13 protein-coding genes are annotated in these 14622 nt (G+C 35.2%); 6 read left to right on the top strand and 7 right to left on the bottom strand.

The features are described from left to right. Positions 1-50: 50 nt before the first annotated feature. The 4 genes from FDM27_RS11050 to FDM27_RS11035 are packed head-to-tail and all read left to right on the top strand — an operon-like array spanning position 51 to position 3101. On the top strand, positions 51-335 hold the full coding sequence (locus FDM27_RS11050) for a TIGR03643 family protein (protein ID WP_083382030.1): 285 nt from the start codon (positions 51-53) through the stop codon (positions 333-335). A 23-nt stretch (positions 336-358) separates the two neighbouring features. After that, positions 359-1042: an SDR family NAD(P)-dependent oxidoreductase gene (locus FDM27_RS11045; protein WP_140486490.1), complete on the top strand. Its 684-nt coding sequence runs from the start codon at positions 359-361 to the stop codon at positions 1040-1042. A gap of 12 nt (positions 1043-1054) precedes the next feature. Then, positions 1055-1666, top strand: a complete 612-nt coding sequence (gene folE, locus FDM27_RS11040) for a GTP cyclohydrolase I FolE (RefSeq protein WP_232227126.1) — start codon at positions 1055-1057, stop codon at positions 1664-1666. Between the two features lie 16 nt (positions 1667-1682). Next, positions 1683-3101: an SDR family oxidoreductase gene (locus tag FDM27_RS11035; protein ID WP_140486488.1), complete on the top strand. Its 1419-nt coding sequence runs from the start codon at positions 1683-1685 to the stop codon at positions 3099-3101. Positions 3102-3251: 150 nt separating this feature from the next. Here FDM27_RS11035 and FDM27_RS11030 read toward each other — a convergent pair whose 3' ends face one another. The 7 genes from FDM27_RS11030 to FDM27_RS11000 all read right to left on the bottom strand — a co-directional run bounded on the left by FDM27_RS11030 (position 3252) and on the right by FDM27_RS11000 (position 12476). Beyond that, complete coding sequence (locus FDM27_RS11030; RefSeq protein WP_140486486.1) at positions 3252-4547, bottom strand: cryptochrome/photolyase family protein; 1296 nt, start codon at positions 4545-4547, stop codon at positions 3252-3254. Then, complete coding sequence (locus tag FDM27_RS11025; RefSeq protein WP_071186077.1) at positions 4547-5008, bottom strand: SRPBCC family protein; 462 nt, start codon at positions 5006-5008, stop codon at positions 4547-4549. Before FDM27_RS11025 ends, FDM27_RS11030 begins: the two co-directional genes overlap by 1 nt. Before the next feature lie 154 nt (positions 5009-5162). Continuing rightward, positions 5163-5603, bottom strand: coding sequence for a sterol desaturase family protein (locus tag FDM27_RS11020; protein ID WP_071183631.1), 441 nt, complete (start codon positions 5601-5603; stop codon positions 5163-5165). Positions 5604-5627: 24 nt separating this feature from the next. After that, complete coding sequence (locus tag FDM27_RS11015; protein ID WP_140486483.1) at positions 5628-6470, bottom strand: phytoene/squalene synthase family protein; 843 nt, start codon at positions 6468-6470, stop codon at positions 5628-5630. Beyond that, on the bottom strand, positions 6467-7942 hold the full coding sequence (locus FDM27_RS11010; RefSeq protein ID WP_140486481.1) for a phytoene desaturase family protein: 1476 nt from the start codon (positions 7940-7942) through the stop codon (positions 6467-6469). The genes FDM27_RS11015 and FDM27_RS11010 overlap by 4 nt, the downstream gene beginning before the upstream one ends. Before the next feature lie 34 nt (positions 7943-7976). Then, complete coding sequence (locus FDM27_RS11005; protein ID WP_071183634.1) at positions 7977-8873, bottom strand: MerR family transcriptional regulator; 897 nt, start codon at positions 8871-8873, stop codon at positions 7977-7979. A 102-nt stretch (positions 8874-8975) separates the two neighbouring features. After that, a complete protein-coding gene (locus FDM27_RS11000; protein ID WP_140486479.1) occupies positions 8976-12476 on the bottom strand; it encodes a methylmalonyl-CoA mutase family protein in 3501 nt (1166 codons plus the stop codon). Positions 12477-12597: 121 nt separating this feature from the next. Here FDM27_RS11000 and FDM27_RS10995 point away from each other — a divergent pair, with 121 nt between their 5' ends. Together FDM27_RS10995 and purU are read left to right on the top strand one after the other, a co-directional pair. Continuing rightward, positions 12598-13305 carry a DUF4197 domain-containing protein gene (locus FDM27_RS10995; RefSeq protein ID WP_071183636.1) on the top strand — a complete coding sequence of 236 codons (708 nt, stop codon included), beginning with the start codon at positions 12598-12600 and terminating at the stop codon, positions 13303-13305. Positions 13306-13440: 135 nt separating this feature from the next. Beyond that, entirely contained in the window at positions 13441-14295 is an 855-nt protein-coding gene (gene purU, locus FDM27_RS10990) for a formyltetrahydrofolate deformylase (RefSeq protein WP_140486477.1), read from the top strand. The last annotated feature ends 327 nt before the right edge of the window (positions 14296-14622 follow it).

The following is a 14622-nucleotide window of genomic DNA, read 5'->3' as shown; positions in this document are numbered from 1 at the left end:
GTCCTAATTGCAACAGCAAAAATAAATTTCAAATTCAAATAAAAAATATCGTGACTACAAAAAAAGAACTTACTGATTTAGACAAAGACCGTATTATAGAAATGGCCTGGGAAGACCGAACCACTTTTGAAGCAATTCAACTGCAATTCGGACTAAAAGAACAAGAAGTTATCGAGCTGATGCGCACCGAAATGAAAGCTTCTAGTTTTAGAATGTGGCGCGAAAGGGTTCAAGGCCGTAAAACAAAACACGAAAAACTGAGGATTTTCAATGAAGGTCGTTTTAAATGCAGCAGACAGAGACAAATTAACAACAACAAAATTTCGAAACGATAATTCGATAAAAAAGTATTTCAACCATGAAAAACATCGTCATCATAGGAGGCAGCAAAGGAATTGGAAATACGATTCTGCAACAACAACTAGCAACTAATTTCATTTATAACATCAGCAGAAATGCGCCTGAGACTACACATACTAATCTTAAACATTACAGCATTGACATATTACAAGATGTACTTCCTGAAATTGAATCTATTGACACCTTAATCTATTGCCCCGGTTCCATCAACCTGAAACCTATCGGCAGTTTGAGCATAGACGATTTTAGAAATGATTTTGAAATAAATGTTATTGGAGCCGTTAAATGTATTCAGAAATACTTGCCTCAATTGAAAAAAGGAAATCATCCATCGATTCTTTTATTTAGCACAGTGGCGGCCAAATTAGGAATGCCGTTTCATGCCAGTATTGCAACGGCAAAATCAGGAGTTGAAGGACTGGTAAAATCGTTGGGAGCCGAATTGGCTTCAGTAGTACGCATCAATGCCATTGCTCCTACGATTACTGAAACTTCACTTTCGGCTAATATTCTTAGAAATGATCGAATGAAAGAAAATATGATAGAACGTCATCCGATGAAAAGCTATTTGAAACCGGAAGAAGTTGCCGATATGGCTGATTTTTTAATTTCAGAAAAAGCAAAATCCATTTCAGGACAGATTTTTGAAATGGATTACGGAATAGTAACTTTTAAAATTTAAACACAAAACAACATGATAAAAGAAATGAAAAGTTACGAAAAGATCGAACAATACGATACGGAAATAACAGAATCACTGGCAGATAATTATAGAATAATCATTGATAATTTAGGTGAAGATGTAACTAGAGAAGGTCTAGAAAAAACACCGGAACGTGTAGCCAAAGCCATGCAATATTTAACTCATGGCTACGGATTGGATCCATTAGAAATATTGAAATCAGCCTTATTTACCGAAGAACACCAGCAAATGATTGTGGTAAAAGACATCGAAGTATATTCGATGTGTGAACACCACATGTTACCTTTTTTTGGAAAAGCTCATGTAGCATACATTCCGAATGGCAAAATTGTAGGACTGAGTAAAATTCCAAGAGTGGTTGATGCCTACGCCCGCAGAATGCAGGTTCAGGAACGGTTGACCGATCAAATTAAAAATTGTATTCAGGAAGCCTTGAATCCGCTTGGTGTTGCCGTTGTTATTGAAGCACAGCACATGTGCATGCAAATGCGAGGAATTCAAAAACAAAATTCTGTTACCACCACTTCTTCTTTCACGGGTGCTTTTGAAAAAGACAAAACCAGAAAAGAATTTATCAGTTTAGTTTCTAATAAATTAAGCTAATTTTAAATTAAAAACCATGAAAATTCTCTTAACAGGCGCAACAGGTTACATCGGGAAAAGGCTCCTGCCTATTTTGGCAGGACAGGGACACGAAGTTATTTGTTGCGTAAGAGATAAAAACCGGTTTTATTGTCCCAAAGAATTTGAAAATAACGTCAGCGCGATTGAAATTGATTTTCTAAATCAGCATAGTTTAAATGCCATCCCAAACGATATTGATGCCGCTTATTATCTCATACATTCCATGTCGGGTGCTGCTTCCAATTATGATGAGTTAGAAAGTATTTCGGCTAAAAATTTTGTAGAAAGACTCAATCAAACTTCTGCCAAACAAGTAATTTATTTGAGCGGAATAGTAAATGACCAATCGCTCTCCAAACATTTATCTTCCCGAAAAAATGTGGAGACAATTTTAGGCACAGGCACTTTTGCTTTAACCACCTTAAGAGCTGGAATTATTGTGGGTTCAGGCAGTGCTTCTTTTGAAATTATTCGGGATTTAGTAAACAAACTTCCTGTAATGATTACGCCAAAATGGCTGAATACCAAATGTCAGCCCATTGCTATAACTGATGTATTGGAATTCCTCACCAAATCCTTGCTGAATCCCCTAACCTATCATCAGAGTTTTGATATTGGCGGCCCTGATATTCTGACCTACAAAGAAATGTTATTGGGTTTTGCCAAAGCTAAAAACCTAAAAAGATGGATTTTAACAATTCCAGTAATGACACCCAAATTGTCATCTTACTGGCTGTATTTTGTGACCTCAACTTCTTATAAACTCGCTACAGCATTGGTCAGCAGCATGAAAGTAGAAGTGATTTGCCAAGATACGAAAATCAACGATTTATTAGGAGTCCAACCCATGACTTACGAGCAAGCTTTATCAAGAGCTTTGATAAAAGTAGAAGAAGACCAAGTAGCATCCAGTTGGAAAGATTCCTTAATCAGTGGAAGATTTAGCAACAATATTTCGGAATACCTGAAAGTCCCTAAAAAAGATTGTTTTATTGATAGACGGAAAATGGAAATCATGAACCGTGATTTCACCATTGAACGTATTTGGTCAATAGGTGGGGAAACGGGCTGGTATTATGGAAATTGGTTATGGAATATCAGAGGATTTATTGACAAATTATTTGGAGGTGTAGGACTAAGACGAGGACGAACCAATAAACATAGTATTCATTCAGGCGATGTATTGGATTTTTGGAGAGTTTTGTATGCCGATAAAGAAGAAGGTAAATTAATTTTATTTGCCGAAATGAAACTCCCGGGAGAAGCCTGGCTCGAATTCAAAATTATAGGAAATACACTGTATCAATCAGCGACATTCAGACCAAGAGGAATTGGCGGAAAATTGTACTGGTATTCTGTTTTACCGTTTCATGGGTTTATTTTTAAGGGGATGTTGCGAAGATTGATTCGCTGATTTTTTAAAACATATAAGCCATATAAGCTTAAGCAAATAAAAATAGCCAACCATTAAAAAATCAAGTTCAATTAAGTAAAAGAAAGCTAAATAAAACTTAATTCCTTAATGGTTAAAAACTTATATAACTTATATGTTTTAAAAATTAAATCACTTCAAAATTCCAGCTTTGTAAGTAGCAATAGCTCTGTCTCTTGCCATAGCATGATCAACCATAGGTTCGCCGTAGCCTAAATCGAATTCAGGAATCCATTTACGGATGTAAATTCCTTTTTCGTCAAACTTTTTTAATTGAATTTCAGGATTAAAAACCCTGAAATAAGGGACTGCATCACAGCCTGTTCCGGCTGCCCATTGCCAGTTGCCCACATTGGCCGACAAATCATAATCCAATAATTTCTCGGCAAAATAAGCTTCGCCCCATTGCCATTGAATCAACAAATGTTTGCACAAAAAACTTGCAACAACCATACGAACACGATTGTGCATATAACCTGTTTCATTCAGCTGACGCATTCCGGCATCGACCATTGGATAACCTGTGTTTCCGGCACACCAGCGTTTAAAATCTTCCTCATTATTGCGCCATTGAATTCCATCATAATCGGATTTAAAATTCTGGGTCACCACTTTTGGAAAATGATAGAGAATTTGCATAAAAAACTCACGCCAAATCAATTCGCTCAAAAAAACCTGATTTGTTTTTGCTGCAAAATTGACCATTTTTCGAATGCTTACCGTTCCAAAACGCAAATGTGGCGACAAATACGAAGTGGAATCTACCGCCGGAAAATCGCGGGTTTCCTGATAATTCTTAAGATTATCGAGAGAAAATGGCTTTACTCTTATTGTGCTTTTTTCAAAACCAATTTGTTCCAAGGAAGGAAAACTGAAATTGCTTTTATAAAAATTAGAAAACAACTCAGAAGTATCATATTCCCTGAGCGGAGTCATTGTTTGAAACTTCTCCAACCATTTATTTTTATAAGGCGTATAAACCGTATAGGGCAATCCATCAGCTTTTGTGATTTCTTTTTCTTCAAAAATGACCTGATCTTTAAAACAATAGCTTATGCTTTTATTGGTATCTAATAATTGACAAATGGCTTCGTCGCGGTTGATAGCAAAAGGTTCGTAATCTTTATTGAAAAAAACTTCTTTTATATCGAACTCACTAATTAATTCCTGCCAAACTACTACCGTTTTTCCTTTTTTGATTAAAATAGAACTTCCTATTTCATTAAGTTGACTATTTATTTTAGAAAGTGATTCATGGATAAAAGCGACCCTTGCATCTTCTTTAGGTAAAGAATCCAGAATAGCTTCATCAAAAATAAATAATGGGATTACCGGAAAATTAGATTTTAAAGCATGAAATAATCCAATGTTATCTTCGAGTCGTAAATCACGTCTGAACCAAAAAATAGAAACCGCTGTTTTTGCCATTATTTAGAATTGAAAATTTCGTTAACTTTTTTCTCCCTGTACTCAAATATTTCTTTGAGTTTGTGTTTAACAACCAAAGTATTCATCATACGACCAAGAAATCCAAAAGGCAACGCATAATGAACCAAATCGGTCATTTTTACGCCGTTTTCAGTCGGTTCAAAAAAATGTTTGTGATGCCATAAAGCATAAGGCCCAAAACGTTGTTCGTCTATAAAATAACTGCCTTCTTTAACAATGGTAATTTCAGTAACCCAAGGTAATTTGATTCCCAAAAGCGGAGAAACTTTGTATTGAATGATTTGACCGGCATACATGTTTTTTTCGTCAAAATCAGTGATTTGAAATCCCATAGTTTTGGGAGTTATTTTTTGCAGATTGCGTGGACTGGAAAAAAATGCCCAACATTCTTCAATCGAAGCATTGACATGTTGAACTGTTTGTTTAGAATATACTTTCATGGGTTTATTTTTTAGACCAAGTGAGGTTTGCGTTAGGGATAGTAGTGAAAATCCTTTATGTTTTTTCTTTAAAAACATAAAGATTGTAACGAATAGCCCGACCTTTTTAAAAAACATTTTTCTTGTTTTTAAAAAAGGTAACGCCCTAATTATGCTACATTTTAAAATACTTAAATGGGACAAAAAGCATCCCGAAACATTCTCCGTCTTCTTTTCCCAAATGTTTATGATGTACTTTATGGGCTTTGCGTAAACCAATCAGGTATTTGTTTTTAGTGTTTTTAAACCACTTGAAACGCTGATGAATCAAAACGTCATGAATCATAAAATAACAAAAACCATAGATAGTAATTCCCAGACCGATGAAAAATAAATAGTTGATTCCGCCCTCGACACCAAAGTAAAAAAGTACGATGCTGGGAATGGCAAAAATGACAAAAAAGATATCGTTGCGTTCAAAAATATGCTCGTACTTGGGTTGGTGATGATCGGCATGAAAATACCACATGAGCCCGTGCATCACGTATTTGTGCGTGAGCCAGGTGACACATTCCATAAAAAGAAAAACGCCCAATGTAATTAAAAATGAAATCATTTTTTAGTATTTAAAATCGTTTATTTATTCGACCAGTCGCAACTTATAAGTAACGAAAGATTGTGCTAAAAGCGTAGCTTTAGTATAATTAGAAACCCGGATTCGGGCATTTCCAATCTCTTTACATGGTGTGTTTTCGAGTTTTTTTAATAGCTTTTTGTAATACACATAAGCCGTGTAAACGCCAAATTTAGCTTCGATAGGCAATTTAACAATTCCCTGATAGGCAATTCTGAAATCTTCTTTGATTTCATTAATGATGGCTTTTTTTGCATTTTCATCAAAAGAATTCAAATCGACTCCCGGAAAATAATTCCGATTCAGAATCAAATTATCATCTCTTAAATCGCGAAGGAAATTTACTTTTTGGAAAGCAGAGCCCAATCGCATGGCTTCGTCTTTCAATTCCTCATACTTATGTTCTTTTCCGGACACAAAAACTTTCAGACACATTAAGCCTACCACATCGGCTGAACCGTAAATGTATTCTTCGTATTCGTCTTTAGAATTGTAATCTAATTTGATTAAATCCATTTTCATGCTCTTCAAAAAAGCCTGAATCAAATCGTCTGAAATATTATATTGATTAACCGTTTGCTGGAACGAATTCAAAATAGGATTCAAACTTATGCCGGAATTATAGGCTTTGTAATATTCTTTTTCGAAATCGTTGATTAAATTTTCTTTGTCAAAACCATGAAAAGAATCGACAATTTCGTCTGCAAAACGCACAAATCCGTAAATGCTGTAAATAGCATCTCTGATGCTTGGCGAAAGCATATATACCGCCAATGAAAACGAAGTACTGTAGTTTTTAGTCACTAACCTACTGCATTTAAAAGAAACATCGTCAAATAATTGCTTCATAAATATTGTTTTAGAAATTGTTTATCTATCAAATCAGACACTAATTTTCCCGAAATTAATGCCGGTGGAACTCCAGGCCCAGGAACGGTTAATTGTCCTGTAAAATATAAGTTACGAACTTTTTTACTCTTTAGTTTTGGTCTTAAAAAAGCTGTTTGTAATAAAGTATTCGCCATTCCGTAAGCATTTCCTTTATACGAATTGTATTGTTCTACAAAATCGTTCTTACAAAAGGATTCCTTAAATATAATATTCTCTTTAATATTTTGCTGCGTTAACTTTTCAAAGCGATCTATAATTTTATCAAAATATTCTACTCGCAATTCTTCTGAATCATTGATTCCCGGTGCTAATGGTACTAAGAAAAACCCTGATTCCATTCCGTCCGGTGCTGCCGTTTTATCAGTCAATGATGGAAAATTAGCATAAAACAACGGTTCGACTGGCCATTGTGGTTCGTCATAAATATCTTTTGCGTGCTGGTAAAAATCAGTGTCAAAAAATAAGGCGTGATGCGAAATGTTTTCGATTTTTTTATTGAAACCTACATAAAACAACAACGACGAAGGTGCAAAAACACGAGATTCCCAATATTGCTCCGAATACATTCTATGTTCCTTATCCAATAAAGTTTCGGTGTGATGGTAATCGGCACCACTTAAAACCAAATCAGATTCAATTCTTTCTCCATTGACAACGATAGCTATGGCTGTTTTATTTTCGACAATTATTTTTTCAATATTCGAATTGACAAAAAACTGCACTCCTAATTCGGTTGCTAAACTTTCCATAGCCCGAACCACATCAAACATTCCCGTTTTTGGATGCCAGGTTCCAAGACCAAAGTCGGCATAATTCATAAAACTATAAAAAGAAGGCGTATCAGATGGTTTGGCTCCAAGAAACAAAACGGGGAATTCTAATATTTGAATTAATCTTTCATTCTTGAATTTCTTGCGAACATCCCGACTGATGTTGCTAAAAAACTGTCCGATTTTCTTAGTGGTTTCTACAGTGACCAATTCTAGCGGAGAAACTCCCGGACGATACACCAAATCTTTAATAGCAATATCATAATTACTTTTGGCTTCGGCTATAAATTCACGAAGCACTCTTCCACTTCCTTTTTCGATAGCTTCAAATGTGGAAACTATTTCGTCCAGATTATCGGCTATAGCTATGAACTCGTTGATTCCAAAATAAACCCTATAAGCTGGCGACAACTTTACCAGCTCATAATAATCGCTTGTCTTTTTTCCAAAATCGGCAAAAAAACGTTCAAAAACATCCGGCATCCAATACCAACTGGGCCCCATATCGAATGTAAAACCGTCTTTTTTTAATTGTCTTGCCCGACCACCAATGGATTCATTTTTTTCAAAAACCAAAACATCATGTCCGCTTTTTGCTAAATAACAAGCAGCAGACAATGCGGAAAACCCTGAGCCTATAATTGTAATTTTCTTTTTCATTTGTTTAACAAATATACAAAAATATTAAACAAAACTACAATCTTGATGTTAATTCTGCCATAGAATTAAAAACAGACACTTTCTCTAAAAGTGTTTCCGAATTAATACAGGAAACCAAACGCCCTGTGAACCACAACTCGGTATTTTCATCTAACAATTCGTTTACCATTTCCTGAACATACTCATTTACCTGATCTCTGTCAGGCTTTACAGTCAGGCAGGAAACATATACGATAGCATCAAAATGTTTTTTCAAATCTTTCAAACTATCGATTGGCATACTCTCACCTAAATAAATACTTTTGTAACCTTCTAAAAGTATTTCATAATGCAAATACATTAAACCTAATTCATGAATTTCATTCAACGGAAGTGACAACACAAAAACCTTGTCTTGCTTTTTGGGTTCTAAAAATTGTAACTTCTCGGAATTTAAAATGATTTTTTGCCTTATCAAATAGCTGATAAAATGCTCATGAGCAGGTGAAATTGTATCCGTTTGCCACAACAAACCAATTTCATCCAAAAGAGGAATAAATACCTGATAAAAAATTTCTTTAAATGACTTTTCTTCCGCTAACCAATTGTAAGTGTTTAAAAAAAGCTGTTGATCAAAATTCATCATCGCCATTTTAAAAGCATTAATAGCATGATTTTTAGCATTTTTAGCTGAAATAATTTGCTTTACCAACGCCTGAATTTCTCCCTCTGAGTAATTAGCAATTTTAGAAATTTTATAACCATACTCATGCAAAAAAGTAATATTTAGCAATTTCTGTAAACTAACTAAATCATACAAACGAATATTGGTATCGGTACGCATAGGCTCAAGAACCTGATACCTTTTTTCCCAAATACGAATGGTATGCGCCTTAATACCTGAAAGATTTTCAAGGTCTTTTATACTAAAAACATTTTTTATATTGTTCATCTATTTAAGTATATCATTAAACAAATATACATTTTTATAATAATAAAAGAACAATAAATTAAAACATAATCAAGAGCTATTTTTCAGAACAAACTATTTTTTTCACATATTTCGTCTATACTGACCTCCCACCTCAAACAAAGCCGAGGTAATTTGTCCTAAAGAACATATTTTAGTCGCTTCCATCAAATAACTAAATAAATTCTCATTGTTAACCGCAGCATGTTTTATGGCTTGCAATTGTTCATTTACCTTATCCTGATTTCGTTGCTGTAAATTGTGCAGCATTTTAATCTGGTATTGCTTTTCTTCCTCAGTAGCCCTAATGACTTCGGCAGGAATGATTGTTGGCGAACCTTTAGTATTTAAAAAAGTATTGACTCCCATGATAGGCAGTTCTCCGGTATGTTTTAAATTTTCATAATACAGACTTTCTTCCTGGATTTTAGATCGCTGATACATGGTTTCCATGGCTCCCAAAACTCCTCCCCGCTCAGAAATTTTATCGAATTCCTGCATAACTGCAGCTTCTACCCAATCAGTCAAGGCTTCGATTAAAAACGAACCCTGTATTGGATTTTCATTTTTAGTCAAACCAAATTCTTTATTAATAATGAGTTGTATTGCCATTGCCCTGCGTACCGATTCTTCGGTAGGTGTAGTAATTGCTTCATCGTAAGCATTGGTATGCAAAGAATTGCAATTGTCATAAATGGCATATAAAGCCTGCAACGTTGTTCGAATATCATTAAAATCAACTTCCTGAGCATGAAGAGAACGACCTGATGTTTGGATGTGATATTTCAACATTTGAACCCGTTCATTTGCATGGTATTTATTTTTCATGGCTTTCGCCCAAATTCTGCGCGCTACCCTGCCAATTACAGCATATTCAGTATCCAATCCATTAGAAAAGAAAAAAGACAAATTAGGACCAAAGTCATTGATATCCATTCCGCGATTCAGGAAATATTCTACATAGGTAAATCCATTGGCTAAGGTGAAAGCCAATTGGGTAATGGGGTTGGCTCCGGCTTCAGCTATATGATAACCTGAAATTGAAACCGAATAAAAGTTTCGGACATCATGAGTTATAAAATACTCCTGTACGTCACCCATCAATCGCAAGGCAAATTCAGTAGAAAAAATACAAGTATTTTGCGCCTGATCTTCTTTCAAAATATCAGCCTGAACAGTTCCACGAACTTGCGACAAAGTCCTTGCTTTTATTTCGTTATACACTTCAAAAGGCAAAACAGCGTCTCCCGTTACTCCCAGAAGCATTAATCCCAATCCATTATTCCCTTCCGGCAAATCCCCCTGATAATGCGGTCTTTCAATTCCTTGTTGTTCAAAAATGCGATTAATTTTTTCTTCAACCTCTTCTTCTAATTTATGGGCTTTAATATAAATTTCGCACTGCTGATCGATTGCTGCGTTCATAAAAAAACCTAACAAAATGGGAGCTGGCCCATTAATAGTCATGCTTACAGAAGTCAGAGAATGCAGCAAATCAAAACCGGAATATAATTTTTTAGCATCGTCCAAACAGCAAACTGCCACTCCTGCATTTCCTATCTTCCCGTAAATATCAGGGCGTATATCAGGATCGTTACCATATAAGGTGACACTATCAAAAGCTGTAGACAATCGTTTGGCTGAAAATCCCGAACTCAAATAATGAAAACGTCTGTTAGTTCGTTCAGGGCCACCTTCTCCGGCAAACATTCGGGACGGATCTTCGCCTTCTCTTTTAAAAGGATACAATCCGGCTGTAAAAGGAAATTCTCCCGGCACATTTTCCTGTAAAGACCACTTTAAAATATCTCCCCAAGCCTCGTATTTAGGCAGTACAACTTTAGGGATTTGAATATGAGATAATGATTCTGTTTGGGTTGTCCTGCTTATTTCTTTATCCCTAACCTTAAAAGTGTACAGTGGATTTTTGTATTTATTTACTTTTTCATTCCAGCCTGAAATAATTTCCCAATTCTTTGATTCTAAATCCTTTTTAACTTTATCAAACTGATTCAATAAAAGATTTATAAAAATTCGTTGGTCATTGTGTTCTACTAAAGCAGTCGGAAAAACAGAATCATCATCTATTCCAGATTTATTGACAAGAGGTGCTTTACCACAAACACTTTCCAATGTTTTAAAAATCCCATATAATTTTTGAGCAATTTCTTGCTGGCTTTTTGCATTTTCATCATAATCCCGAATCGTTTCTACAATTTCAGACAGATAACGCGTTCTTTGTGGAGGAATCACATAAACTTTCTCACTAACCTCTGATTTGGCTTCAAAAGTCGAAAGTAAATTGGCTTTTGTCTTTTCAGAAATTGTATGCATAACCGCCTGATACAATCTATTCATTCCCGAATCGTTAAACTGTGATGCAATAGTACCAAAAACAGGAAGATTATCTACATTAGCATCCCAAAGATTATGATTGCGTTGGAACTGTTTTTTCACATCCCGCAAAGCATCGAGAGCACCTCGTTTGTCAAATTTATTGATCGCTACCACATCGGCAAAATCAAGCATATCGATTTTTTCGAGTTGGGTAGCAGCACCAAATTCCGGTGTCATCACATACAAAGTCACATCGGCATAATCTACAATCTCAGTATCAGACTGGCCAATTCCTGAAGTTTCCACAATAATAATATCATATTGCGCCGCTTTTAAAACCTGAATCGCATCCTGAATGGATTTTGACAAAGCCCTGTTAGATTCACGGGTAGCCAATGATCGCATGTAAACACGGGAGTTATTAATTGCATTCATTCGAATTCTATCGCCTAATAAGGCACCACCTGTTTTCCGTTTGGATGGATCAACGGAAATTATTCCGATAGTTTTCTCCGGAAAATCAATCAAAAAACGACGAACAAACTCATCAAGCAAAGAAGATTTCCCAGCACCTCCTGTTCCTGTAACTCCGAGAATAGGAATCCCTCCAACCTCCGAAGGGGGAGCTATCTCCGATTGAGGAAATACTTTGTGAAATTCATCAGGATTATTTTCGGCAAGTGAAATTAATCGGGCAATTATGTCTACTTCTTTATTTTGCAAACTTTTCAAGACACCATCATTACCCAATTCTATTAATCCAGATGCATCCATATTAGGATTCAACCTGTTGACTACTAACTCCCCTCCTTCGGAGGGGTTGGGGGAGGATTTTTGAAGCAAATCATTAATCATTCCCTGCAATCCCATCTTTCTGCCATCATCAGGAGAGTAAATTGCCGTAATTCCATAAGCCTGCAATTCGGCAATTTCCGAAGGTAAAATAACGCCTCCACCACCGCCAAATATCTTAATATGAATTGCCCCTTTTTGCTGAAGCAAATCAAAAATGTATTTAAAAAACTCAATATGTCCTCCTTGATAAGAAGTAATTGCAATGGCATTAACATCTTCCTGGATGGCCGTATTTACTATTTCGGCAGCACTTCTGTTATGTCCCAAATGAATTACTTCCACCCCACTGGCCTGCATAATTCTGCGCATAATATTAATTGCCGCATCGTGACCGTCAAAAAGAGCCGCTGCAGTTACAATTCTTATCTTATGTTTAGGGCGATAGATTTTCATTTGAATTACAATTTCATTAATTAAGCCCAAAAATTAGTTTTATACAGAACGAATTAAGCCACTTTTTCAAAACAAAACGATGTTTGTGTATCTTTGACCAAAATCAAATACACATAAAGTTATGAAAAAAATCGTATTATTCTTTATCTGCTTCACTCTAATTAGTTGTGCCGAAATGCAACAGGTTTTAAGTCAACTGCCACAAACCGGAACTACTGGAATGATTGATATTTCAGGTGGACTGAAAGAAGCCTTGAATAATGGAATTTCAAAACAAGTAAGCAAATTGACCGCTACAGATGGTTTTTATAAAAACGAAGCGGTTAAAATCTTATTACCTGAAGAATTAAGAAAGGTTGATACCGGGTTGAGAAGAATTGGACTCAATTCATTAGCCGATGAAGGATTAAAAGTATTGAATCGCGCTGCCGAAGATGCGGTAAAAGAAGCCACACCTATTTTTGTTGATGCGGTAAGAAACATGTCTTTTGCCGATGCAAGAGGAATTTTGATGGGAAATGAAAGTTCAGCAACAAGCTACCTGCAAAACACCACCTCTACTTCTTTATATGGAAAATTCAATCCTGTTATAAAAAGTTCTTTTTCAAAAGTAGGAGCCGATAAAGTATGGCAAAACATCATCACTAAATACAATAGCATTCCGTTAGTAAGCAAGGTAAATCCTGACCTGACTGACTATGTTACCAATCAGGCTATGAAAGGTGTTTTTAAAATGGTAGCGGTTGAAGAAAAGAATATCCGAACTAATATCAGTGCCAGAACATCGCCATTATTACAAAGAGTTTTTGCTTTACAGGACAAAAAATAAAAAGCGTTAAGCACCTAAACAAACAGGCGAAACAGCATTTGTTTTATTAAAAAATAAGTTTAGTTTTGAATCCTTTAGAACTTCAATAAAAATTGATTTCAATAGACTTTATTGAAATCATGAAATAATTATAAAATGCAAAAAATAACAATACTTATCCATTGCGAGGATCAGAAAGGAATTATCGCTTCTGTAACCAATTATATTGCAGGAATCGAAGGAAATATCATTTATCTGGATCAGCATGTTGACGAAAATGAAAATGTATTTTTCATGCGTTTAGAATGTGAATTCAGTACTCAAAACTGGGATTTAGAATTAATCAAAAAAGATTTCCAATCTAATCTGGCAGATAAATTCAATATGTCCTGGGAAATTTATACTCAGGAATACAAACCCAGAATGGCACTTTTTATTTCTAAATACGACCACTGTTTATATGATCTTTTAGGACGATACAGTGCCGGCGAATTACCTCTTGAAATTCCGTTAATTATTAGTAATCACGAGGATTTAAAAGGAGTTGCACAACGTTTTGACATTCCGTTTCATTATGTTCCTTTCACTAAAGATATCAAAGAAGAAGGTGAAAAACAACAAATTGCTTTGTTGAAAGAATACAACATTAATTTTATTGTATTGGCCCGATACATGCAAATTATTACACCTAAACTGATTGAGTTGTATAAAAACAGAATCATCAATATCCATCACTCGTTTTTACCGGCATTTCCCGGAGCAAAGCCCTATCATTCGGCTTTTGCCCGTGGAGTAAAAATTATTGGTGCTACCAGTCATTATGTAACTGAGGAATTGGATGAAGGACCAATTATTGAACAAGACATTACCAGAGTTTCCCATAGTCACTCCATCGAAGATTTTATTGTAAAGGGTCGTGATTTGGAGCGCAGCGTATTGGCAAGGGCTGTAAAACTGCATGCCGAACGTAAAACAATGGTTTACAATAACAAAACCGTTATTTTCTCTTAAACGCTAATCAAACTTATTAAACATGTGTTTAAATCTTAACTTATAACCAACAAAGTAATAACATATCCTTAACAGCTTTTCCCGCTGTTATGTGGCATCTTTGCAATGTAATGAACTGGTTATTTATTATATTTGGTTTTGGTTAGTTAAAACAAGTGCTAGTATTTTTGAATACTAGCACTTCTTTTTTTAAAACATATAGTTTGTTCTTTTTTCTAAAAAACAATATTGTTACCCCATTTTTCTTCTCCAACAAGTTTAGTATTATTCTTAATTTTTAGCTCAAAACTCCATTAAATTATTAAACTTAACTTAAAAAACTAGGTT

Source organism: Flavobacterium sp. GSA192, from assembly GCF_006386525.1.
GTDB classification, from domain to species: Bacteria; Bacteroidota; Bacteroidia; order Flavobacteriales; family Flavobacteriaceae; genus Flavobacterium; species Flavobacterium commune.
The sequence above is the reverse complement of the archived record's forward strand: the minus strand, read 5'-3'. Positions and strand labels throughout refer to the sequence as shown.

What these genes read in the sequence shown, in the direction of transcription:
- FDM27_RS11035 (WP_140486488.1), top strand. Translation starts at nt 1,683, where the DNA reads ATGAAAATTCTCTTAACAGGCGCAACAGGTTACATCGGGAAAAGGCTC.
- FDM27_RS11000 (WP_140486479.1), bottom strand. Translation starts at nt 12,476, where the DNA reads ATGAAAATCTATCGCCCTAAACATAAGATAAGAATTGTAACTGCAGCG.
- FDM27_RS11010 (WP_140486481.1), bottom strand. Translation starts at nt 7,942, where the DNA reads ATGAAAAAGAAAATTACAATTATAGGCTCAGGGTTTTCCGCATTGTCT.
- folE (WP_232227126.1), top strand. Translation starts at nt 1,055, where the DNA reads ATGATAAAAGAAATGAAAAGTTACGAAAAGATCGAACAATACGATACG.
- FDM27_RS11025 (WP_071186077.1), bottom strand. Translation starts at nt 5,008, where the DNA reads ATGAAAGTATATTCTAAACAAACAGTTCAACATGTCAATGCTTCGATT.
- FDM27_RS11030 (WP_140486486.1), bottom strand. Translation starts at nt 4,547, where the DNA reads ATGGCAAAAACAGCGGTTTCTATTTTTTGGTTCAGACGTGATTTACGA.
- FDM27_RS11015 (WP_140486483.1), bottom strand. Translation starts at nt 6,470, where the DNA reads ATGAAGCAATTATTTGACGATGTTTCTTTTAAATGCAGTAGGTTAGTG.
- purU (WP_140486477.1), top strand. Translation starts at nt 13,441, where the DNA reads ATGCAAAAAATAACAATACTTATCCATTGCGAGGATCAGAAAGGAATT.
- FDM27_RS11020 (WP_071183631.1), bottom strand. Translation starts at nt 5,603, where the DNA reads ATGATTTCATTTTTAATTACATTGGGCGTTTTTCTTTTTATGGAATGT.
- FDM27_RS11005 (WP_071183634.1), bottom strand. Translation starts at nt 8,873, where the DNA reads ATGAACAATATAAAAAATGTTTTTAGTATAAAAGACCTTGAAAATCTT.
- FDM27_RS10995 (WP_071183636.1), top strand. Translation starts at nt 12,598, where the DNA reads ATGAAAAAAATCGTATTATTCTTTATCTGCTTCACTCTAATTAGTTGT.
- FDM27_RS11045 (WP_140486490.1), top strand. Translation starts at nt 359, where the DNA reads ATGAAAAACATCGTCATCATAGGAGGCAGCAAAGGAATTGGAAATACG.